Origin of the sequence: Marinirhabdus gelatinilytica (assembly GCF_003353425.1) — a bacterium.
In the GTDB taxonomy this organism is placed as follows: Bacteria; Bacteroidota; Bacteroidia; order Flavobacteriales; family Flavobacteriaceae; genus Marinirhabdus; species Marinirhabdus gelatinilytica.
Map to the genome: position 1 here is coordinate 247,779 of NZ_QRAO01000003.1, position 22,798 is coordinate 270,576.

Here is a 22,798-nt window from a genome sequence, read left to right on the forward strand (position 1 = left end):
AACAGCAAGCAGAACGTGAAATGTAGCTTTGTGCGATTTCGAATATGGTTTTTATTCTTGAAATAATCCTGAAAAGCTACTCTACTTCCTCATAATCTACATATTCACCAACAGTTTTGGAGTTTTTAGGGTTGTTACGTGGATTGCGGTCTATAGTAACCTTTCCCTCTTTTTCAGTCTCACCGTGTTGCTTAAAGGGGTTTTCACCAAAAGGATTGGCACCAAAAGATTTCTCGAACCGCTGCCCCATCTTTTTTGCGATGTATCTAAACAGGTATGGTTTTGCGAGTTTCCAAGTGAAACGCAAGGCAAAAAATACCAAAAGAACAATAAGTAGCGTTTTAAGAAAGTCCATAAACCGGTAAAAAACTTTAAAGCTCAAAAGTACGATTTGCGCTAGAAAAAAGGTGGCTCCCAGTTATTAAAATAATGATAAAATACTATCTTTGACTACAACCCAACAACTATGAAATATATCCAATTCCTCTTTTGTTGCCTTTTTTTGCTACCGCTCTGTAGCACTGCCCAATACACCGAAATGATAAACACCAACCGCCCTGGAGTTTCCCAGGGAGCATTTTCTGTGGGTACCAACGTATTACAATTTGAAACCGGTTTCAGTTACGGTAACGAAAAACACGACTTACTTGGCACAGATTACACAACATTTGGCTGGGACTATTCGGTACGGTACGGGGTTTGGAGAGAAGAACTGGAAGTGAGTATTATTGGTGATTTTAGGAGCAACAGTGGCGATATTACTCGTGGATCATTAACAGTGGAGGATAAGTTTTCAAATTTCAGGAGCAATACAATAGGCGCTAAATATTTGGTGTTCGACCCCTACCGTAAAAGAGATCTTGAAGGCCCAAACCTTTACAGCTGGAAGGCCAACAACCGAATTCAATGGAGAGATTTAATACCTGCGGTATCGTTATATGCTGGAGCTAATTTCGATTTTGCAGATAATAGATACACCCCCAGCGCAGAAGCTGAGATCAGTCCAAAAGTGGTGCTCTCCACCCAAAACAACTTTGTGGGCGGATTTGTATTTGTTACCAATATAATTGCAGACCGTATCACTACAGATTTTCCCACCTACGGGTACATACTTACCCTAACCCATGCCACCAATAGGTATTTTTCTGTTTTCTTAGAGAACCAAGGCTTCAAAAGCGATTTTTATGCGGACCAGATCCTTCGTGGAGGTGCTGCCGTGCTTCTTAGCAACCATCTTCATGTAGACCTTTCTGGGGCGCTGAACTTTAAAGACACCCCTTCCTTTTGGGAAGCCCGTGTAGGTGTTGCTTATAGGCTGGACATGCATGAAAAAGATGAGTTTATTGAAGAAAAAGGAAAGTCAGGCCGTGAAAAACGAAGAGCCGAAAAAGGAAAGAAAAAAGCCGAGAAAAAGAAAAACAAACGAAAGGATGGCTTTATTGAAGAAGATGATGGTGGGGATGGCGATGGCGGACTAAACTAGCAATATACTTTATGATTGAAATTACCAAAGTAACCAACCCTTCCCAGCTCAAACAGTTTGTAACGTTTCCCTTTACGCTCTACAAAGACTGTCCATATTGGGTTCCCCCACTTATAAAGGATGAGATGGAAACCCTGGACAGTGAAAAAAATCCAGTATTTACCAATGCTGAAGCTGAATACTTTTTGGCCCATAAAAACGGAAAGATAGCCGGCAGGATAGCCGTAATCATAAACCATCTTGAAATTAACGAACAAGGAAAAAAGAAAGTCCGTTTTGGGTGGTTCGATGTGGTTGATGATATTGAAGTGACCAAAGCATTGCTAGAAAAGGTTTACGAAAAAGGTAGAGAACACACCCTAGAGTATGCAGAAGGTCCCGTAGGTTTCAGTAATATGGAAAAGGCCGGTATCTTGGTTGAAGGCTATGAGGAAATGAACACCATGATCACTTGGTACCACTACCCCTACTACAAGGAGCATTTTATGCAATTGGGGTTTGACACCCAAGCTACATGGGTCGAGTATAAATTGAGTATCCCTCCATCCATTAAGGAGAAGGTCGCCAAGTTTTCCAAAATCGTCAGGGAGCGGTATGGGCTTTCGGTAATACGTTTCAAGAACAAAAAGGAAATTCTTCCGTATGTAGATGAAATGTTCGATTTACTGAATAAGACCTATAACACCTTACAAACCTTCGTCCCTATACAGCAATACCAGATAGATTACTACAAGGAGAAATATTTCGGGTTTATACATCCGGATTACATCACTTGCATAAAAGACAAGGAAGGAAAGTTAATCGCTTTTAGCATTGTAATGCCTTCTTTTACCAAAGCATTGAAAAAAGCCAACGGAAAGCTATTTCCCTTAGGTTGGTACCACTTGTGGCAAGCACAACGCAAAAATGACAGGGCAGCTTTTTATTTAATAGGAATTGATCCTGAATATCAAGGAAAAGGTGTTACCGCTATTATTTTTGAAGAAATGCAGTACCTCTTTAACAGCAAAGGGATTGAAACAGTAGAGACCAATCCGGAGCTTGAAGAAAACACCGCCGTACAACTGCTCTGGAAAGATTACGACCCTCAATTGCACAAAAGACGCAGTACCTTTAGAAAATCCCTGTAAAAAACAAAGCCCACCCAACTAAGGGCAGGCTTTTAGTAAGTTTATCAAAGTTTCTTCAGCTATTATTCTCCCATAGCCTGAGCCACGGCAGCGGACAAACGCTTATAGGTTCCGTTTTGAAGTCGTTCCCTAATAGCATCGAACGCTTCTAAGGTTTCATTGATATCCTGCATAGTGTGTGATGCAGTTGGTATCATACGCAAGAGAATCAATCCTTTTGGAATTACCGGATACACTACGATACTACAGAACACCCCGTGGTTTTCACGTAGGTCTTTTACAAGTGCCATAGCTTCTGGTATACTTCCTTTTAAATAAACAGGCGTTACACAACTTTGTGTGGTACCAATATCGAAACCACGCTCTTTCAATCCGCCTTGCAAGGCATTTACATTTTCCCAAAGTTTTTCCTTGAGCTCTGGCATGGTACGCAACATATCCAAACGCTTTAAAGCCCCTTCCACCAACTGCATTTGCAGTGACTTGGCGAACATTTGCGAGCGCAGGTTATATTTTAGATACTGGATAATTTCTTCATCTGCAGCGATAAACGCTCCTGTACTTGCCATAGACTTTGCGAAGGTTGCAAAATATACATCTATTTCATCTTGTACGCCTTGCTCCTCACCTGCTCCGGCACCTGTTTTTCCCAAGGTTCCAAAACCGTGTGCATCATCAACAAACAAACGGAAATTAAATTTTTTCTTGAGCGCAACAATCTCTTTTAGCTTTCCTTGTTCTCCTCGCATCCCAAAAACTCCTTCAGAAATCAAAAGAATGCCTCCACCGCTTTTTTCAGCGACCTTTTCGGCACGCTTCAGGTTTTTCTCGATACTTTCCATATCGTTGTGCTTATAGGTAAAGCGCTGTCCCAAATGAAGTCTTACCCCGTCAATAATACAGGCGTGGGCATCGACATCGTACACAATAACATCGTCTTTTGAGACCAAAGCGTCTATGGTAGAAACCATTCCTTGATATCCAAAATTCAATAGATATGCAGCCTCTTTTTGTACAAAGGCAGCAAGTTCGTTCTGCAATTGTTCGTGCATATCGGTATGGCCACTCATCATCCTGGCGCCCATTGGATATGCCGACCCGTATTTTGCACCCGCTTCTGCATCTACCTTACGGACTTCCGGGTGGTTGGCCAAACCTAGATAGTCGTTGACGCTCCAGGTGATCACTTCCTTTCCGTTAAATTTCATTCGGTTTGCAATGGGTCCCTCAAGTTTTGGAAATACAAAATAGCCTTCAGCTTGATCCGCCCATTTGCCCAACGGCCCTTTGTCCTTATAAATCTTATCGAATAAATCTTTCATCAATATGCTTTAATTTCAATACAAGGTGCAAAAATAGGTATTTTATTCACGATGGCAATGTTATTTAAGATTTCAGAAAAAGAGATTTTAGAAGTATGGTTTCAGTTTTATTTGTTTTGGTTTCAGCTACATAAAAAATCCCGATACGGTAAGCATCGGGATTGTTAATGATTTTTGCTGTAAGCTATTTTATATACTGAAGATTTTGCGGGACCTCGGTTTTTTCATCCAAGAAGCCCTGTTGTGCCATCCATTCATCGCTATACACCTTGCTCATGTATCGTGAACCGTGGTCTGGCAGGATTACTACCACAATGCTGTTAGCATCAAAAACACCTTCCTCGTCCAATTGCTTTATTCCTTGCAAGGCTGCACCACTGGTGTATCCTGCAAAAATACCCTCGGTCCTTGCAAGCTCTCTCGCGGTATGGGCGCTATCTTCGTCGGTTACTTTAATAAAAGCGTCTATGGTGTCGAAATCTGTAGCATCAGGGATCAGGTTCTTGCCCAATCCTTCAATTCGGTACGGATAGATTTCATTTTTATCGAATTCACGTGTTTGGTGATATTTCTGAAGCACAGATCCGTAAGCATCAATACCTATCACCTTTACGTTTGGGTTTTGTTCTTTTAAATATCGTGCCGTTCCTGAAATAGTACCACCCGTTCCGCTACAAGCAACCAAATGGGTTATCTGCCCGTTGGTCTGTTCCCATATTTCGGGTCCGGTTGTTTCGTAGTGTGCCTCAATATTCAGTTTGTTGAAATATTGGTTTATATATACCGAATTTGCAATTTCAGAATGTAACCGCTTCGCAACTTCGTAATATGATCGTGGATCGTCCGCTGGGACGTGTGCTGGACAAACGTGTACGGTAGCTCCCATGGCACGAAGCATATCTATTTTATCCTTTGAGGATTTTGAACTCACCGCCAAGATACACTCGTATCCTTTCAATACACTCACCATAGCAATACTGAAACCTGTGTTGCCACTGGTAGTTTCAATAATAGTGTCGCCCGGTTTTAGAATTCCTTCTTTTTCGGCTTTTTCGATAATATGGAGTGCGATACGGTCTTTGGCAGAATGTCCGGGATTAAATCCTTCTACTTTAGCGTAGAAATTCCCTTTCATTTGTGAGGTGATACGATTGAGTTGCAGCAATGGTGTGTTTCCAATAAGCTCCAACACATTCGAGTAAGCTTTAATTTCTTTCATACAGAGTTGTTAGTTTCTCTTTAAAATTGCACTCGAGGTGCTTTTTTAAAACTCGGGTACAAAGATAGTAGAATTTATTGAATTACTCGGTTTTGCCCTCAAGGTCAAGTAAAAAGGCATAATCCATTGCTACTTCCTTTAGCGCCTCGAACCTACCGGAGGCTCCCCCGTGTCCTGCTTCCATATTGGTATGGAACAATATAAGGTTATCGCCCGTTTTTTTGTCGCGCATTCTGGCCACCCACTTGGCTGGCTCGAAATATTGCACCTGCGAATCGTGATACCCCGTAGTAATGAACATATTTGGGTAATTGAGGGCTTTTACATTATCGTAGGGGGAATAGGATTTCATATAATTGTAATATTCCTTTTCATTGGGGTTTCCCCACTCGTCATACTCTCCCGTGGTTAGGGGGATACTGTCGTCCAACATCGTCGTAACAACATCTACAAAAGGTACCGAGGCCACCACCCCATTATATAATTCTGGTGCCATATTTACTACGGCTCCCATTAGCAGTCCCCCGGCAGAGCCTCCCGAGGCATACAAATGTTCTGGAGAAGTGTATCCTTCTGCGATCAAGAATTTTGAAACATCTATAAAATCGGTAAAGGTGTTCTTTTTGGTGAGCAGTTTTCCATTCTCGTACCATTGTCTTCCTAAATATTGCCCTCCACGAACGTGTGCTATGGCAAAGATGAAACCACGGTCCAACAAACTTAAGCGTACTGAGGAAAAATAAGGATCTATCGTGGCGCCGTAACTTCCGTAACCATATTGCAACAATGGGTTGGAGCCATCCATCTCAATCCCTTTTCGGTAAATCATACTCACGGGGATCTTGGTGCCATCTGCAGCAGTGGCCCAAACGCGTTTTTCCTCGTAATTGCCACTATCGAACGTTCCTCCCAAAACCTCCACTTGCTTCATCACCACTTTTTCCTTGGTTTCCATGTTAAAATCTATAATGGAGGCTGGGGTTGCTAGCGAATTATATGCATAGCGCAATATTTTGGTATCGAAAGCTATATTGTTTGTAGTAGAGGCTGTATAGGTTTCGCTCTGGAAAGGAAGGTAGTAGTCTTGTGTCCCATCCCATCTTTTTATATGAATTTTGTTCAACCCATTGTCCCGTTCGCTTATCACCAAATATTCCTTAAAAATATCTATGTCTTCTAGAAATACATTCTCACGGTGTGGAATGACCTCTTCCCAATTATCCAAGCCAGTTTTGGTTTCGGGTGTTTTCATCAATTTGAAATTGGTGGCATTATCCAGATTGGTCACTACGTAAAAATGGTCTCCAAAATGTGAAATATTGTATTCCAAACCACGTGTCCTTGGTTGAAATACCTTGAAATTTCCTTCTGGGTCATCAGCCTTGAGTATCTGAAATTCTGAGGTCAAAGTACTGTAGCTACCTATCACTAGCCATTCTTCAGATTTTGTTTTATAGACATACGTTCCAAAGGTTTCGTCCTCTTCAGTATAGATAAGTTTATCGGCTGAAGCTTTTGTACCGCGCTTGTGGCGAAATATCCGGTTGGATCTTAGGGTGGTTTCGTCTTTCTTGGTGTAGAAGAGCGTTTCACTATCATTGGCCCAAGTGGAGCCTCCAGTAGTCAAAGGGATATTTTCCTTAATAATTTCATCCGTTTCCAGATTTTTGATGTGGATAGTATATTTTCGTCTACTCACCGTGTCCACCCCAAAGGCAACCCACTTGTTGTCTGGGCTTACATTTATACCGTTCAACCTATAGTATGAGTGACCTTCGGCCATTTTGTTTACGTTGAACATAACCTCCTCTTCGGCATCCAGGCTTCCCTTCTTCCGCGAATAGATAGGGTAATCCTTGCCCGTTTCGTAGCGGGTAATGTAGTAATACCCATTGTAGAAATAAGGCACCGAGGCATCGTCTTCCTTAATGCGGCTCTTCATTTCCTCAAAAAGGTTCTTCTTAAATTCTTTGGTGTGCGCTGTTACTTTATCGTAGTAATCGTTCTCACGCTCCAGATAGTCTATTACCTCGGGGTTCTCCTTTTCATTGAGCCAGTAGTATTCATCGGTCCTAACATCGCCGTGCATTTCTAGATTTTTGGCAATTTTATCGGCTTTGGGCGGGGTTATGTCCATTTCTTTTTTAGATTCTGAAGATTTATTGTCTTTGCAAGCGATGGCAAAAATAAGACAAGCTACTGAAACGATAGTGAGATATTTCATAAGATATAGTTGATTAGTACTCTCGCAAAGTACTAAATTTGCACCTATATAAAAATTGAAATATCATGTTTGGAGATTTAATGGGAATGATGGATAAATTAAAGGAAACCCAAGAAAAAGTTGCAGCAACAAAAAAACGTTTGGATACTGTAATGGTGGATGAGCAAAGCAACGATGGCCTACTGAAAGTTACCTTGACCGCAAACCGTACCATAAAAAATATTGAAGTGGACGAAAGCCTTTTGCAGGATAAGGAGCAACTGGAGGACTACCTAATCTTAACCATAAACAAAGCTATTGAAAAAGCAACCGCTATAAACGAGGCTGAACTGGCAGCAGTAGCCAAAGAGGGAATGCCTAATATTCCGGGGATGGATGGGCTTTTTGGAAAATAGTAACGATACCCTAACCATACAATTTTCATCTTGAATACTTCTCTAGAAAAGCGAAGTGGTGGCTTGTATCCCTAAGCTGGCTATACCCAGATATCTCTCCTTTTTTCTTTCCCTTAGCATTCAGCATCACTAGTTTTGGAAATGTGTTTTCCTTGTTGTATTTGGCTATAACCGTTTTGTTGTAAGCCAGTTGCTCTTCAGAAATAATATCCATACGCCTTGGCCTATCTATAATGACCAATACCATATTCTCTGCTTGGGAGACAAACTTCTCGCTTTCAAAAAAATCTTGTTTCAGTTTTTTACAAGGGGCGCACCAGTCGCTACCAGTAAAATATACCAAAATGGGCTTATTCTTTTTTTTGGCAATCTTCTGGGCCTTTTCAAGATTGGTAAGCCATTTTAGGGTTGAGTCGGCTTCGTTTTGTGCGAATGCAACACCAGTAACAAGTAGCAGGCAAAGAATCAAAGCTTTTTTCATAAAATTGTAAGTTTATTTTACAAACGCAATTAGCGCATTATTCGTGCCAAATATGTCATAAAAAAAAGAGATTCACAAACTTGCGAACCCCTTTTTCTTGGTTTAAAAACTGTGTTTCAACTAGTTATTAATAAGTCTGAACTCAGTTCTACGGTTTACCCTGTGCTCTCTCTCGGTACAGGATACGCCATCCGAACAGCGGTTTTTCAACCTATTCTCACCAAAGCCATTAGCTACAAGCAAACTGGGGTTCACACCTTTGTCCTCTAAGTAACGTGCAACAGCCTGGGCTCTCCTTTCAGAAAGATCCTGGTTAGAGGATTCACTTCCTCTCGAGTCTGTATGTGAAGCAATCTCTAACTTTACACCTGGGTTTTGAGCCAATACAGGCATCAATCTAGTGTCGATAATATTTTTAGCCTGTGGTGTTAACGTGGCACTTCCTAAGTTCCAACTAATTGGGAGCGCTTGATACTCTACCAAGGCACACTCTACTTCTTTCCAAGTAGTAAGTCCACCTTTGCTTTGTAGCACTTCTTTGGTTACTGTTTTGTATTCAGCCGGTACAGTTTCTTCTATTACCTCAGCATCTTTAACCATTACGGTTTTGGTTATGTTCGCGTATTCTGCGGGAATTTCCTCCTCTACTACTCTAGCGGGTTCAACAACCACTCTCTTTGTGTAGCTTCCCATTTGCTCTGGCACTGGGTTTCTATTAAAAGAAGCATCATTGGAAAGTCTAGTAACACTTACTGTAGTAAACTCTGCAGGATAGCCCTTATAACACCAGTAGCGACAGTCGTTAGGATTTGAAGAAGCACAATCGGGTGCAGGTGATCCCAATTCCCACTGTGCATAGGCTGGTTTAATTTCAAGTGTTTCGGTATCACTTGTAAATGAGGCTGGAGAAACACTTAAAGTAGATGCTCCTTGCTTTTTAATATAGGTAATAGTCTCTGTGCCCCATTTTTCTGGGATAACTCTCATTTTCTTTCCAGGAGCTTTCACCATTACACGCTCTGTTTGTGTTTCATACACTGCGGGAACGGTGCGTAAACGCTTATAGGCAGGTTTTGTCATTACCTGTACGGTTTCATTAACGTAGACATCTGGTGTGGTACAGCGGACATAGCATTTTCCAGGTTCTGGATTTGTTGGCAGGTCTTGCGCATAAGTTACTGAACCTAAGAGCATTGAAAGACCGAAAAGGATAATTTTTTTCATGTTGTTGATGTTTAAATTAGGTTGATGTGAATAATGATTATTAAATTTAAGGATGTTTTTTAAGTTAATTTTAACATTAAATTTGGTTTTCGACTAAACACTTGATTTTCAGGTTAAAAAGAAGAAAATCATTTAGCAGTATTTTTTTGTGCAATTTCTTATCTGAACTGTTATTTTTTTTCGATATTTATGTCTTAAACCAAATATGAACAACAAAAAATCTATTAGCATGTTCGAATTAAAGAAAAGTAATGACAAGTACCATTTTGTACTTAAGGCTAGTAATGGTCAAGTAATTCTCTCAAGCCAGATGTATGCTTCCAAGAGTGGAGCTATGAATGGTATTGAGTCTGTCAAAAAAAATTGTGGAGACGACGCCAGTTTCGAGAAGAAAGAAGCCAAGAATGGCAAGTTTCATTTTAACGTAAAATCTACCAATGGTCAGATCATTGGAAGTAGCCAAATGTATGCTGGCGAATCTGGAATGAACAACGGTATCGAATCCGTACAGAAAAATGCTCCAGGAGCTGAAGTAAAAGAAATAGAGTAATCTATTGCTGGTTAAACAATGTAAGGCGCATCTTTTAAAGATGCGCTTTTTTATGCAAGACTTTTTAAGACAGAGAGAAACTGCTCGTGCATCGCATCGGTATAATCCAAATGTGTCACAATACGAAGTTTACCTTGTCCCATATCGCTTATCCTAATCCCTTTTTTCTCAAGGTTTTCCATAAATTCCTTTTCTGAAAAACCTTCAGTAAGGTAAAAGATAACAATATTGGTCTCGGTAGGCTCAACTTTACGAACGTATAATGCATGAGACAAAACATTCGCAATCTCTAGGGCCTTTTTGTGGTCGTCAGCAAGGCGTTCAACATTATGGTCCAGTGCATACAGTCCTGCAGCAGCCATAAAGCCTATTTGCCGCATTCCGCCACCCAATATCTTACGAACTCGAATCGCGTTCTTCATCAGTTCCTTTTGTCCTGCCAAGACAGTGCCCAGTGGAGTTCCTAACCCTTTACTAAAGCATAGCGTAACCGTGTCAAAAATATCTCCGTAGCGTTTAGGGTCTTGGCCCGTTGCGACTATGGCATTCATCAAACGAGCGCCATCCAAGTGCAATCCAAGGTTATGGGCATCGCACACTTCTTTAATGCTTTCTATTTCGGCAATATCATAACAGGCTCCACCTCCTTTGTTCGTAGTATTTTCCAAACAGACCAATGAAGTTAACGGACTGTGGTAAAAATCCGGAGGATTTATATGCGCTTCGACCTGCTGTGCTGTAATAATCCCTCTGTCCCCATCAACCAATTTGCAGGAGACCCCGCTGTTAAAGGAAACACCACCACCTTCATAATTATAAACGTGTGCCCACTTATCGCAAATCAACTGCTCTCCGGGCTGTGTGTGTAATTTGATAGCCGCTTGGTTGGCCATACTCCCTGTGGGAAAAAACAGTGCTTCATCCATTCCAAAAAATTCTGCAACGCGCTTTTCCAGTTCATTGGCGGTAGGGTCTTCCTTGTATACATCATCTCCCGTTTGGGCGCTCATGATAGCCTGTAACATTCCCCCCGAAGGTTTTGTTACAGTATCGCTTCGTAAATCTATTGTCATTTTTATTTCTGAAATTTTAACGCGGTTACATACGCCTGTATTTTGAACTGCCCTCTAGTTCATTAATAGCAGCGTCCATCATGGGTTCGAGTTTAGTAACCGGAAGTTCTTTGTTGTAAGCATAATTTGTGTTCTCTTCGCGTGCGCTATTGGTAAGGTCAAAAGGCCTAAATTCTTGTTCGCCCTCGGTTGCCTCGTCTACAAATCTATATTTTCTATAGCAATCCTTTATCTCGGTTCTCAATATGGGGCCACCTTCACGGTTTGCAATCTCGTAGGGCTTTACCTTTTTTTCCTGTAGGGCAGTAACGTGTTGTTCAAAAAATTCAAACAAATCGTTCTTGGCAAGTGCTACTGGGGCAAACATCCCGCAGTTATCTATTTTTTTTATCATCGTTTCATCATTTTCCATCCAAACAACATATGCAGCAGCATAGGTACCTTGGGAAAAACAACGGGAACCGTCCGGCATCACGAATATCATAGTTTCACCATTGCAATAGCGGGTGGTAGTAAAATACTTGTCTATGTTTCGATTTTCCAGTGAGGTGGAAAATTCGGTTACTTGGGCTTCAACCGAAGCCATGTCTTCTTGTGCCATCAAAGTACAGCAAAAAAGAAGGATACAGAGTGAGGTAATAGTTTTCATTTTTCTAAAGATTAGTTGCATAAATGTACAATAAATATTTACTGAAATATCAACTTTAAAACCTGAATTGTTTTTCAAATGAAATCCCAATAGTTTACTCATCCACAAAACACTGAAAACTCCCTATAGGGCTGCCGTCAGGGATTTTGGGTGTTGGGAGTAACTTGAACTTTTCAGGTTTTGTCTTAAACTGTTCGATCTCCCAGAGCAATTGCCTGTCGTACACATTGGTACTTGAGAGTCGGGAAATAATTTCTTCTATCGCCTGGTTTGCTATAGCTTTTGTCTGCGGAATGCTCTGTGCTTGCAGGACAAGATTCATTAATCGCTGCAGGTATACAAATTGTATGGTTTTCTTGATCTCATTGTGGTATGCGTTCTTCGTTTCAGAAGAAAATAAAGCATCACTTGTCTGCTGAAGTGTTTCTTCCAGCCCCAACGCCTTTGTATCCATTGCTTTTTGCTGTACCAATCGGTTGGCCCGTTGTGGGTTCAACAATAATTGCAATGTTAAATCGCTGGCTGTCGCCGCGGTCCCCAAGGCATCAAAAGCCACGCCATTGTTGCTCTTAAAACTTTCACGATTTCTCCAATAACCATAGGCACGTGGCGGAAACAATTCCAACTTATCCTCTGGAATGGCTAAATTTTCAGCAGAAAGTGTCGCTAACACAGCATCCAGTGCTTTCTCCTGTTCTTTTCTGGAAAGAGTTTTATGGATTAGCTGGCCATCTCCCTTTACAGCATAATTATAATCCATCCCGCCAATTAACTTTACGGTAGCCTCGGTTTGAAAGCGATGATAGAAATAGAGTGGTACAAACACATCTTCCAACACCGAGTACGGTTCACCCGTTCGAATGTTATCTTCAGAAAAATTTTCGATAGCTTTTTTACGCAGTTTTAGTACACGTTCCAACTCTTCAGCGGCATCTTTTCCATTGTCCCATAAATGTGCCTTTGCGTGCGCACCGCTTTGGGCCCTTGCGTCACTATCGGTTATGTAGCGGAGCCCTCTTTGTTGGGCATTCTCTAAAATTTCATTTAAATAATCCTTTTGGGATGCAGTGCCCTTGGGAATATCGCTATAACTGTAGGCAACGGTTACCTTGTCCCAATCGCCTATTCCAGTAGCATACGCATCACTGAAATCTACCTCGTTTCCCTTCAGTTTTAAAGTTGGATGTGGATAGTCCATTACACTGGCCCTATCGTTGGTACTGGCAGCAAAATTGTGTGCAAAGCCCAACGTATGCCCAACCTCGTGGGCGCTCAATTGCCGTATACGTGCCAGTGCCATCTCTAGCATAGGTTGGTAATTAGCATCTCTTTCGGCAAATGGTTGGTTCATTAAAGCTTGTGCGATCATAAAATCCTGACGGATTCGTAAACTCCCCAAGCTTACATGGCCTTTAATAATTTCGCCGGTACGAGGGTCTATCACGCTACCACCATAGCTCCAGCCACGCGTGCTGCGATGCACCCATTGTATTACGTTATAGCGTACGTCCATAGGATCTGCGTTCTTAGGCAGCATTTGTACTTGAAAAGCATTGGTGTACCCAATTGCCTCAAAAGCTTCGTTCCACCAGCGAGCCCCTTCTAACAATGCAGAACGTACGGGCTCTGGTGTCCCAGGGTCTAAATAGTAAACAATAGGTTCTTTGGCTTCACTATTTTGGGCAGATGGATTCTTTTTTTCCAAGCGGTGACGGGTAATAAAACGTTTTGTAATAGGTTCCCAAATAGGCGTACTGTAATCTTGGTACGAAATGGAAAATGAACCACTGCGTGGGTCAAATTCGCGAGGAACATACCCATCATCGGGCAATGCAACAAAACTATGGTGCTGTATCACAGAGACCGAACCAGCATCTGGCGCTACACTGCTAATGTTTTTGCCCTTGGGTTCTCCCACAAACGTGAGCAATGCTTCAAACTCGGTATTCTTGGGGAAGGCTTTGGTACGCTCCATCCAAACGGTGTTTCGTGATGCGTCAAGTTTGTAGGTTCCCTCTTTACCATCCTTTAGCCGTTTGGCAACACCATGCGTATCCTGAAATAAAAATGGTGTAATGTCTATAACATAGTTTGTGTCCAGGGTATCCTTTACTTCAAAACCGTAAAGTACCGAGGTCGCAAATGCTTCGGCAATAGATTGTTTTTCTTCGGCATTTTGGGTATTGGCACGGTATTTTAAATTGGGCTGAAAAAGCAACAACTTGTTACCACTCTTAACAAACTTTACCACTGCCTGATCGCCCAATTGACCGCGGTCCAGACCAATATCGTTACTACCCAACCCAGTGCGCAGGGAATGGACGTAGAGAAATTCTTCATCAAGCCTATCTTTTGGAACTTCTAAATATATCTCACCATCCTTTTCAGAATAAAGGAAACTGAAGTAGCCATCAAACTTTTGGAGATTTTTCTTCTTTTCTAAAAATTGGGCATTAATGGTTGTAATTCCGCAGAGAAAAAAAAGCAGCACTAAATTTTTCATACACTGTAAATTTTGAGGAGGGCACAGTTCGTTTCAAACTAACGAAGCATAAATATATAAAATCTCAACCGCTCTTTGTACTGTGGTGCTTTTTCTTTTTTTCTGAAAGGTAGAAGTTCTATTTTTACAGTTGAAAAATTTAGGAGCGTAGGAAGAGATTTCTACCTTCGCAGAAAATATATGATTACAAACGACCAACTCCAAGACCTTCGCGACCGCCTGGAAGCGTTAAGGCAATATCTTTGACGTAGCCGGAAAGCGCATCGAGATACAGAACGAAGAAGAAAAAACATTCGACCCCAATTTTTGGAACAATCCACAGGAAGCTGAAGCTTTTATGAAAACCCTCCGCAACAAGAAAAAGTGGGTTGAGGACTATGAAACTGCCGTGGCATTGACCGATGATACCGAGGTTATCTACGAATTTTTCAAAGAAGGCGAAGGTGAGGCCGAAAACGTGGAGATACGCTACGGAAAAGCGCTTGAGGCTGTTGAAGCGCTTGAGTTCAGGAACATGCTGAGCGATGAAGGGGACGACCTCTCTGCAGTGCTGCAAATAACCGCTGGTGCTGGAGGTACCGAAAGCTGCGATTGGGCACAGATGCTTATGCGTATGTATTTGATGTGGGCCGAAAAGAATGGCTTTAAAGTAAAGGAACTGAACTACCAGGAAGGGGATGTTGCGGGTATAAAAACTGTGACCTTGGAGCTAGAGGGCGACTTTGCCTTTGGCTGGCTTAAAGGTGAAAACGGTGTGCATCGCCTGGTGCGTATTTCTCCTTTTGACAGTAACGCCAAGCGCCATACCAGTTTTGCTAGCGTTTATGTGTATCCGTTGGCCGATGACACCATTGAAATAGACATAAACCCAGCTGATATTTCGTGGGATTTCGCACGAAGCTCCGGTGCCGGCGGCCAGAACGTGAACAAGGTAGAGACAAAGGCTATTTTAACGCACCATCCTTCGGGCATCGTAATTCATAATTCTGAAACGCGCAGCCAATTGGAAAACCGCGAAAAAGCGATGCAAATGCTAAAATCGCAACTCTATGAGATTGAACTGCGCAAACAACAGGAAAAACGTGCAGAGATTGAAGGCAACAAAATGGCAATTGAATGGGGAAGCCAGATACGCAATTACGTGCTACACCCCTACAAACTGGTAAAAGATGTGCGAACCCAGCACGAAACCGGTAATACAGATGCAGTGCTGGATGGCGCTATCGATGAGTTTTTAAAAGCATATTTAATGATGACCGGGCAAGGCGAAAAAAGTGATGAGTTGTAATTTTCGATTATTCCTCGCTTTCAGATGTTGTGCCTGACAGGTCTTCTTCCAGCAACATTTCAACATAGCGCTCAAATTCCTTGACGAAAGCATCATAATTTTTGCCCGTGGCTGGACCGTTAAAGCCTGTATGTATCTTACGTACGTTACCCGCTTTGTCTATAAAAATAGTGGTAGGATAACTAAGTACATGGTTGAGCATGGGTAGTTTTTGGTTGGCTTTTCCTTTATCACTGCTGCCATATTGGGCCAAAAGCATGGGATATGGCACGCCTACTTTTTCTTTCAAACGATATATGGCCGCCATCGCTTTTTCCTTTGTAGGAGCGTATTCAAAAGCGAGTGCTACAATTTCTAGGTTTTCATTTTTAGTATCGTTGTAATATTCAGTAAGGTAGCGGGTCTCATCCAAGCAATTGGGGCACCAGGTTCCCATTACCTGGACGATTACAACTTTATCTTTAAATCGGTTATCGCTCAACGATATCTCTTTCCCCTTGGTATTTGGGAAGGTAAACTCCAGCTTCTCATACCCGTCCCGCAAAAAAGTGAGTGAGTCTGCCCTAGGGAGCTCGTAGGCATCATTTTTACGAGCGGTAAAAGGTTCTTTCCAATGGTTTCCAGAGTAAAACACGCCTGCCATCAGGCTATCACCCTGTACTTTGGCTTCGAAAAGAAAAGCGTGGGCACCATCGAAAGTAGAGAGCCGTAGCGTATCATTTTCAACCGCGCCGTCCAAGTAGCGGTAGTCTCCAGTAGTTGTTCTAAAAGTTCCGGTTACCTTATGGCCCTTTTGTTCAAAAATTCCTTTGGCAATGTATCTATCTGCAGGCTTGTTAGGGCTAAAAACGGTTTCCCAGTTCCCGGTTACTGTTGCCTTTGGAGCCGCGCTAACGGCAAATCGTTCTTTTCTCCCTTGTTTCATCACAAAAGGCATTTCCCTGTTCAGACTAGGTTTTATAAAAAGTCCTGTTATGCTATCGGGTGTAAAGACACCCTTAAAAACACCTTCGTATATAGGGTGTGCAATTATAATAGAGTCTTCTCGTAGCGTCACATCATCAAAAATCACTTCTTCGGTAGCATTGGAAACGGTCATGGTAAGACCTTCAGTAAATGTAAACAGAAAAGGAAGTTGTTTGCCATCCATGGTCTCCATCGTGGCACGCCACTCACCTTGCTTTGGTTTGTCCAATTTCCTGTTACAGGAAAACAGCAATACTACAATGCTTGCAAAAAGTAAATTCTTATAAAAGGAATGTTGAAACATGGGTAAAGTGTTTTAGGTTGTAATGTGTATTTTTTCAAAAACACAACTTGAATTCATTATAAAAGTACTCACAAAAAATGGTATAAATGCTATCTTTGCGGTTCGTTAAGAAATTTTTAGGATGAAGATATCGTACAACTGGCTAAAACAATTTGTGAATCTGGACTGGGATGCCGAAAAAACCGGCGAACTACTTACAGACCTTGGGCTGGAAATTGAAGGAATTACCCCCTTTACCTCTATTCCTGGCGGACTGGAAGGTGTGGTTGTGGGCCACGTTGTATCGTGCGAGCAACACCCTAATGCAGACCGACTTAAACTTACCACTGTAGATCTTGGAAATGCTGAGCCAGTTCAGATCGTATGTGGCGCTCCCAATGTTGCAAAAGACCAAAAAGTACCTGTAGCAACCATAGGAACTACTCTATACGATGATGATGGAAACCCTTGGAAAATAAAGAAAGGAAAAATTAGAGGTGAAGTGAGCATGGGTATGATTTGTGCCGAAGACGAATTAGGTCTGGGACAGAGCCATGACGGCATTATGGTTCTTGACAAAAATTTGAAACCCGGAACTCCGTGTTCCGAAATTTTTGAGGTTGAGAACGACACCGTTTTTGAAATTGGCCTCACCCCCAACCGTGCCGATGCTATGAGCCATTGGGGCGTAGCACGCGACCTCCGTGCTGGGTTGTTGCAGCAAGATATTTCTATCGAGTTTATAACGCCTTCCACCAGTAATTTCCACATAGACAACCGTACCCTAAAGATTGACGTAGCAGTTGAGGATACCGAAAAAGCACCACGTTACTGTGGCGTAACCCTTAGCGGACTTAAAGTAGAAGCGTCTCCAGCTTGGTTACAAAATAGATTGAAGGCAATAGGATTAGCCCCCATCAATAATGTGGTAGATGCAACCAACTATGTATTGCACGAACTGGGACAACCGCTACACGCCTTTGATGCCGCAAAAATTACCGATAGTAAAATTGAAGTTAAAACACTTCCAGCAGGCACCAAGTTTACTACACTGGATGGTGTAGAACGTGAACTCCACGAAGAAGACCTTATGATTTGCGATGCCGAAAAGCCCATGTGTATTGCAGGTGTTTTTGGTGGTGAGTACAGTGGCGTGACAGAGAGTACCACGAGTATTTTTCTTGAAAGTGCTTACTTTAACCCCGTAAGTGTCCGGAAAACTGCAAAACGCCATGGCTTGAACACAGATGCCTCATTCCGTTTTGAACGTGGAATAGATCCCAATAGTTGCGAATATGCATTGCTGCGAGCAGCCGTACTTATCCAAGAAATTACAGGTGGCGAGATAACCAGCGAAGTAACCGATATTTACCCCAATAAAATTGAAGACCACCAAGTATTTCTCAGTTTTGATAATACCACAAAGCTTATAGGGCAGGAGATCCCGCGTGAGACCATAAAGGATATTCTATCTTCCCTCGAAATAAAAATAAACAATGTTACCGAAGCCGGCTTGGGAATGACCATCCCAGCCTACCGTAACGATGTTACCCGTGAGGCCGATGTTATTGAAGAAATACTACGTGTATACGGTTACAACAACATAGATTTTTCTGAAAAACTGAACGCAAGCATAGCTACAAACGGAAAAGTTGAAGATTATGTGGTACAGCAAAAAGTAAGTATGCTACTTACCGCTCTGGGTTTTCACGAAATGTTGGCAAACTCCCTAACCAATCCAAGCTATGTGCAGCTTTCTGAAAATTTAAAGGAAGACCACAACGTAACAATGCTCAATCCTTTGAGCAACGAGCTTTCGGCAATGCGGCAGAGTATGCTCTTTGGGGCTTTGGAGGCCTTGAGCTACAACCAAAACCGAAAGATGCCACACGTTAAGTTTTTTGAGTTTGGAAAAACATACCATAACTATCCCAACGGAAGGGAGGAGCACAAGCACCTCTCGTTATTGGTGTCCGGAAATGTTACCGAAGAAAGCTGGGCAACGCCCCAAAAACCCACCACCTTTTTCTATTTGAAAGGCGTGGTGACCTCTATTTTAGAGCGATTGGGAATAAATGAAACCTTTGAAAAACAAGCAAAGACAGATGTTCTTGCAGAAGGAATTTCCATCTCAAAAAACAAAAAGACCCTGGTAGAACTGGGGATACTAAAAAAACAAGTACTCAAAGCTTTTGATGTGGAGGCCAAAACCATGTATGCCAATTTTAATTGGGATGCCATCTTGGAAGAAATATCTTCAGAAAGTTTTCACGTTACCCCTATTCCTAAATTTCCAAAGGTGAAGCGGGACTTTGCCCTGCTACTGGACGAAACGGTTTCATTTTCAGCATTGCAGGATGCTGCGTTTGCTACCGAGAAACAACTGCTAAAAGACGTAAATCTTTTTGACGTTTATACGGGCAAGAACCTTCCGCAAGGAAAGAAATCGTACGCGATGAGCTTTACATTGCTAGACGAACGAAAAACCCTTACCGACAAACAGATAGACAAAATCATGAAAAAACTCCAAAACCGTTTTGAAACCGATTTTGGAGCAGAATTGCGATAATTTTTTATTGATCACTACTTGGTACCGGGCAGCAATAGTCCATCTATAATGTGGAAGAAACCATTTTTATGGTAGTAATCTTGTCCTATAATTTTTGCTGTATTTCCTTTGGCATCGAACAGGACGAGATTTCCTTTTACTTCTTTAACGCCTAAACGTTGCCCTAAAACCGTGTCGAAATACGCTACTCCATTTCCGTTGGCAACCGCTTTTTGGAGTGCATTACCATCTACACGGCCAGGGATAAAGTAATACGTGATAAAGCTTTTTTGCAGATTGGTAAAAAATTCTTCTTCCTCATCTTTTGAAAACTTGTCAAACGAACTGTTTACCATCACAAATGCCGTGAGCATGGCGTCTTCGGCAATAACACCTTCTTTCAACAAAGGAGCGGCTTTGCTAAAGGCATCGGTATTTCCGATATTCTGGAAAATAGATTTTTCAGAAGAAAAAGTAAGCCCTTTCCATTCTTTGGTCGTGTTCTGCATTTGGGTGTTGGTATATTTTTGGGCAGTGGCGGTAAATACTCCCAACAGGGCTACCACTAGTAGTGATTTTAGTTTCATAATACATTATTTATAGTGTAAAGGTACATAAATTGACCTTAGTGGTTATAACGCAAATAACACACCAATATTGATTTACTTCACTTACAATGTGTTAAAATATTGTGTTACAGTAAAACGTTTGTTATTTTTAAAGGAAAAAGTGTCATGCTACCCAAAACAAATCTTGAAAAAAAGTTGCACAGAGTAAGGGACAAGCGTATCGCTTCGGAAGACATCCTTACCGAGGTTGAGGCGATATTTCGGCAAAACGAAATTGAAAGAGCCCAGATCAAACAACGTTTACAAACAAAAATTGATGCTGCTGAAACTCGTTTTAATACAGACCTGCTAGAAGCGAGCAATGTGTTTCATATCACCGATATCAAAAAAATTTGTGTGGAATACAGGTTGCGTTTCTTGGATTCGCATTTTTTTAAAAAAGAAATTCCAGAAGAAGCCATCTCAAAAATCAGGCAACTGGAAAAAGAGCATGACAGTACGTTCAACTCCTTTAAAATTGTAGCTCCAGCAAAATTATTGAAACTTGAAAATGCTGACGACCCCCTACTTTTCCTTCCTTTGGGAAATGATTATTTTTACTTGATACACAAATGGGGTAACGATTTGCACCCACTGCGAAAATGGTTGATGTGGCCGTATAAATGTTTTGAGAATTTAGTTTTTACAGTGTTTGTACTAAGTATTTTACTCACAGCTATTACGCCGCTACATCTATTTACCCATGGCGAAGTGACCAACCAAGAATACTTGCTCATGTTTTTGTTTATGTTCAAGAGTGTGGGTGGTATTGTACTGTTTTATGGTTTTGCCAAGGGAAAAAACTTCAACAACGCTATTTGGAACAGTAAATATTATAACGCCTAAACCAAAGCTATGAGCGAAAACACCGAAGAAACCACGAGAATATATACAGGCCCCGCTATGATCGCCCAAGGACTACGCGCCCGCTTGAATGAACTGGGTATTGAGCCCATTATAAAGGATGACCATGCTAGCGGCATTACCAGTGGTTTTGCCATAGGGGTCCCGGGGCAGGTACGTGTTTTTATACGAAAAGATGAACTAGCCACAGCACAAACCACAATTGACGGGTTTTTGAAAGAAATCGGTGAAAAGTAATTAATTTGTAAATTACCGTATTAAGAGTCGAGCGAAAGCAGCCCGAACCTAGCAGTAGCTTTAGCTACGTCCTACCGTGTACCAACTAACGACTAAGAATACATCTTCTCCCGAAGCTCCTTTATCTTTTTGTCTCCCATGTACTCATCGAAGGTGGTATAGCGGTCTATCACGCCTTTTGGTGTAAGCTCTATCACGCGGTTACCAACGGTTTGTGCAAATTCGTGGTCATGGGTGGTAAAGATCACGGTACCTTTAAAATTTTTCAAAGAGTTATTGAAGGCTGTGATAGACTCCAAATCCAAGTGGTTTGTGGGCTCATCCAGCATCACTACGTTGGCGCGCATAAGCATCATTCGGCTTAACATACAGCGTACTTTTTCACCCCCAGAGAGTACATTGCTCTTTTTGAGGGCTTCCTCGCCGCTAAAGAGCATTTTTCCTAAAAATCCGCGAATATAAACTTCTTCACGTTCTTCTTCGGTCTTGGCATATTGGCGTAACCAATCTACCAAGGTATCGTCTCCATTTTCATCTTTAAAAAATTCGCTGTTGTCCAACGGTAAGTAGCTCTGGTTAGTGGTTACTCCCCATGAATAGTTTCCTTTATCTGCTTTTTTATTATCATTCACGATCTCGTAGAAAGCTGTGGTAGCACGCGAATCGCGACTAAAAAGCACAACTTTGTCCCCCTTGGCAAGGTTTATATCTACATTGCTGAAAAGCACCTCCCCATCTAACGTAGCTTCAAGGTTTTCAACATTTAGGATCTGGTCTCCCGCTTCACGTTCACGTTCAAAAATAATGGCGGGGTATCTACGGCTGGAAGGTTTTATATCGGAAACATTCAGCTTATCTATCATTTTCTTTCTACTGGTGGCCTGCTTGCTCTTTGCCACGTTTGCAGAGAATCTTCTGATGAATTCCTCCAATTCCTTTTTCTTCTCCTCGGCTTTCTTGTTTTGCTGGGCACGTTGTCTGGCCGCCAATTGGCTACTCTCGTACCAAAAGGTGTAGTTCCCGCTAAAATGGTTTATTTTCCCAAAGTCAATATCGCTAATGTGCGTACATACACTGTCCAAAAAGTGACGGTCGTGAGATACCACGACTACACAGTTATCGTAATTTGCCAAGAAATTTTCCAACCACGTAATGGTTTCGTAATCAAGGTCGTTTGTGGGCTCGTCCATAATGAGAACGTCGGGATTGCCAAAAAGTGCCTGCGCCAAGAGCACACGTACTTTTTGCTTACCGTCCAAATCGCTCATTAAACTATAGTGTAGTTCTGGTGCGATACCAAGGTTGGAAAGTAGGGCCGCTGCATCACTATCGGCATTCCAGCCGTTCATTTCCTCGAAGGTAACCTGTAGTTCGCCTATACGCTCGGCGTTCTCATCGGTATAGTCTTCGTAGAGCTTATCTATTTCAGATTTAATGGCGAACAGCTCTTTGTTACCACGCAACACGGTTTCCAAAACTGGGTAGTCGTCGTATGCATTGTGGTTTTGCTCCAGCACGGACATCCGCTTACCAGATTCAAGATGTACTTGTCCAGAGGTAGGCTCTTGTTTTCCTGCCAATATCTTTAAAAACGTAGATTTTCCGGCACCATTGGCACCTATAATTCCGTAACAGTTGCCCGTTACAAATTGTGTGTTTACATCGTCAAACAAAACGCGTTTGCCAAACTGTACCGATAGGTTTGAAACTGATAACATGGTTTATTTCTTTAATTGGGCGCAAAATTAACC

At 41.9% G+C, this 22,798-nt stretch carries 20 protein-coding genes; 8 read left to right on the top strand and 12 right to left on the bottom strand.

What is annotated here, in order from left to right; all coding sequences use genetic code 11:
• Positions 1-76 precede the first annotated feature (76 nt).
• Positions 77-355: a DUF4834 family protein gene (locus C8D94_RS10185; RefSeq protein ID WP_115123839.1), complete on the bottom strand. Its 279-nt coding sequence runs from the start codon at positions 353-355 to the stop codon at positions 77-79.
• Positions 356-466: 111 nt separating this feature from the next.
• Here C8D94_RS10185 and C8D94_RS10190 point away from each other — a divergent pair, with 111 nt between their 5' ends.
• Positions 467-1,483 (top strand): transporter, encoded by a 1,017-nt coding sequence (locus tag C8D94_RS10190; protein WP_115123840.1) that lies wholly within the window; start codon positions 467-469, stop codon positions 1,481-1,483.
• An 11-nt stretch (positions 1,484-1,494) separates the two neighbouring features.
• Complete coding sequence (locus C8D94_RS10195) at positions 1,495-2,613, top strand: GTP cyclohydrolase (protein WP_115123841.1); 1,119 nt, start codon at positions 1,495-1,497, stop codon at positions 2,611-2,613.
• Positions 2,614-2,675: 62 nt separating this feature from the next.
• Here C8D94_RS10195 and C8D94_RS10200 read toward each other — a convergent pair whose 3' ends face one another.
• The 3 genes from C8D94_RS10200 to C8D94_RS10210 form a co-directional block, all read right to left on the bottom strand.
• Positions 2,676-3,935, bottom strand: coding sequence for an aminotransferase class I/II-fold pyridoxal phosphate-dependent enzyme (locus tag C8D94_RS10200; protein WP_115123842.1), 1,260 nt, complete (start codon positions 3,933-3,935; stop codon positions 2,676-2,678).
• A 184-nt stretch (positions 3,936-4,119) separates the two neighbouring features.
• Positions 4,120-5,154 (bottom strand): PLP-dependent cysteine synthase family protein, encoded by a 1,035-nt coding sequence (locus C8D94_RS10205; RefSeq protein ID WP_115123843.1) that lies wholly within the window; start codon positions 5,152-5,154, stop codon positions 4,120-4,122.
• A gap of 82 nt (positions 5,155-5,236) precedes the next feature.
• Positions 5,237-7,378, bottom strand: coding sequence for a S9 family peptidase (locus tag C8D94_RS10210; RefSeq protein WP_115123844.1), 2,142 nt, complete (start codon positions 7,376-7,378; stop codon positions 5,237-5,239).
• Positions 7,379-7,443: 65 nt separating this feature from the next.
• On the opposite strand from C8D94_RS10210, the gene C8D94_RS10215 reads away from it, so the two are divergent.
• Positions 7,444-7,773, top strand: coding sequence for a YbaB/EbfC family nucleoid-associated protein (locus C8D94_RS10215; protein ID WP_115123845.1), 330 nt, complete (start codon positions 7,444-7,446; stop codon positions 7,771-7,773).
• Positions 7,774-7,798: 25 nt separating this feature from the next.
• Here C8D94_RS10215 and C8D94_RS10220 read toward each other — a convergent pair whose 3' ends face one another.
• Both C8D94_RS10220 and C8D94_RS10225 read right to left on the bottom strand, forming a co-directional pair.
• A complete protein-coding gene (locus tag C8D94_RS10220) occupies positions 7,799-8,254 on the bottom strand; it encodes a thioredoxin family protein (protein WP_115123846.1) in 456 nt (151 codons plus the stop codon).
• Between the two features lie 120 nt (positions 8,255-8,374).
• On the bottom strand, positions 8,375-9,478 hold the full coding sequence (locus tag C8D94_RS10225; RefSeq protein WP_115123847.1) for an OmpA family protein: 1,104 nt from the start codon (positions 9,476-9,478) through the stop codon (positions 8,375-8,377).
• 229 nt (positions 9,479-9,707) lie between these two features.
• On the opposite strand from C8D94_RS10225, the gene C8D94_RS10230 reads away from it, so the two are divergent.
• The gene (locus C8D94_RS10230; protein WP_115124041.1) at positions 9,708-10,028 is read left to right on the top strand and encodes a YegP family protein; all 321 of its coding nucleotides are present in this window, start codon (positions 9,708-9,710) and stop codon (positions 10,026-10,028) included.
• Between the two features lie 50 nt (positions 10,029-10,078).
• On the opposite strand, the gene C8D94_RS10235 is transcribed toward C8D94_RS10230, so the two are convergent.
• The 3 genes from C8D94_RS10235 to C8D94_RS10245 all read right to left on the bottom strand — a co-directional run bounded on the left by C8D94_RS10235 (position 10,079) and on the right by C8D94_RS10245 (position 14,253).
• Positions 10,079-11,101, bottom strand: a complete 1,023-nt coding sequence (locus C8D94_RS10235; protein WP_115123848.1) for a threonine aldolase family protein — start codon at positions 11,099-11,101, stop codon at positions 10,079-10,081.
• 25 nt (positions 11,102-11,126) lie between these two features.
• Complete coding sequence (locus C8D94_RS10240) at positions 11,127-11,750, bottom strand: hypothetical protein (RefSeq protein ID WP_147278536.1); 624 nt, start codon at positions 11,748-11,750, stop codon at positions 11,127-11,129.
• Positions 11,751-11,844: 94 nt separating this feature from the next.
• A complete protein-coding gene (locus tag C8D94_RS10245; protein ID WP_115123850.1) occupies positions 11,845-14,253 on the bottom strand; it encodes a zinc-dependent metalloprotease in 2,409 nt (802 codons plus the stop codon).
• A gap of 180 nt (positions 14,254-14,433) precedes the next feature.
• Between C8D94_RS10245 and prfB the strand changes: the two genes are divergently transcribed.
• A protein-coding gene (gene prfB / locus C8D94_RS10250; RefSeq protein ID WP_115123851.1) for a peptide chain release factor 2 occupies positions 14,434-15,541 on the top strand; the annotation gives its coding sequence in 2 pieces (ribosomal slippage) (positions 14,434-14,496 and positions 14,498-15,541; 1,107 coding nt in all).
• 7 nt (positions 15,542-15,548) lie between these two features.
• Here prfB and C8D94_RS10255 read toward each other — a convergent pair.
• Positions 15,549-16,811 (bottom strand): peroxiredoxin family protein, encoded by a 1,263-nt coding sequence (locus tag C8D94_RS10255; RefSeq protein WP_115123852.1) that lies wholly within the window; start codon positions 16,809-16,811, stop codon positions 15,549-15,551.
• Positions 16,812-16,932: 121 nt separating this feature from the next.
• Here C8D94_RS10255 and pheT point away from each other — a divergent pair, with 121 nt between their 5' ends.
• Entirely contained in the window at positions 16,933-19,359 is a 2,427-nt protein-coding gene (pheT, locus tag C8D94_RS10260; RefSeq protein WP_115123853.1) for a phenylalanine--tRNA ligase subunit beta, read from the top strand.
• Between the two features lie 14 nt (positions 19,360-19,373).
• Here the strand turns inward: pheT and C8D94_RS10265 are convergent, their stop codons facing one another.
• The gene (locus C8D94_RS10265) at positions 19,374-19,925 is read right to left on the bottom strand and encodes a fasciclin domain-containing protein (RefSeq protein WP_115123854.1); all 552 of its coding nucleotides are present in this window, start codon (positions 19,923-19,925) and stop codon (positions 19,374-19,376) included.
• A gap of 147 nt (positions 19,926-20,072) precedes the next feature.
• Here C8D94_RS10265 and C8D94_RS10270 point away from each other — a divergent pair, with 147 nt between their 5' ends.
• Positions 20,073-20,792, top strand: a complete 720-nt coding sequence (locus C8D94_RS10270; RefSeq protein WP_115123855.1) for a hypothetical protein — start codon at positions 20,073-20,075, stop codon at positions 20,790-20,792.
• A 9-nt stretch (positions 20,793-20,801) separates the two neighbouring features.
• Positions 20,802-21,047: a putative signal transducing protein gene (locus C8D94_RS10275; protein WP_115123856.1), complete on the top strand. Its 246-nt coding sequence runs from the start codon at positions 20,802-20,804 to the stop codon at positions 21,045-21,047.
• 92 nt (positions 21,048-21,139) lie between these two features.
• Here the strand turns inward: C8D94_RS10275 and C8D94_RS10280 are convergent, their stop codons facing one another.
• Entirely contained in the window at positions 21,140-22,765 is a 1,626-nt protein-coding gene (locus tag C8D94_RS10280) for an ABC-F family ATP-binding cassette domain-containing protein (RefSeq protein WP_115123857.1), read from the bottom strand.
• Between the last annotated feature and the right edge of the window lie 33 nt (positions 22,766-22,798).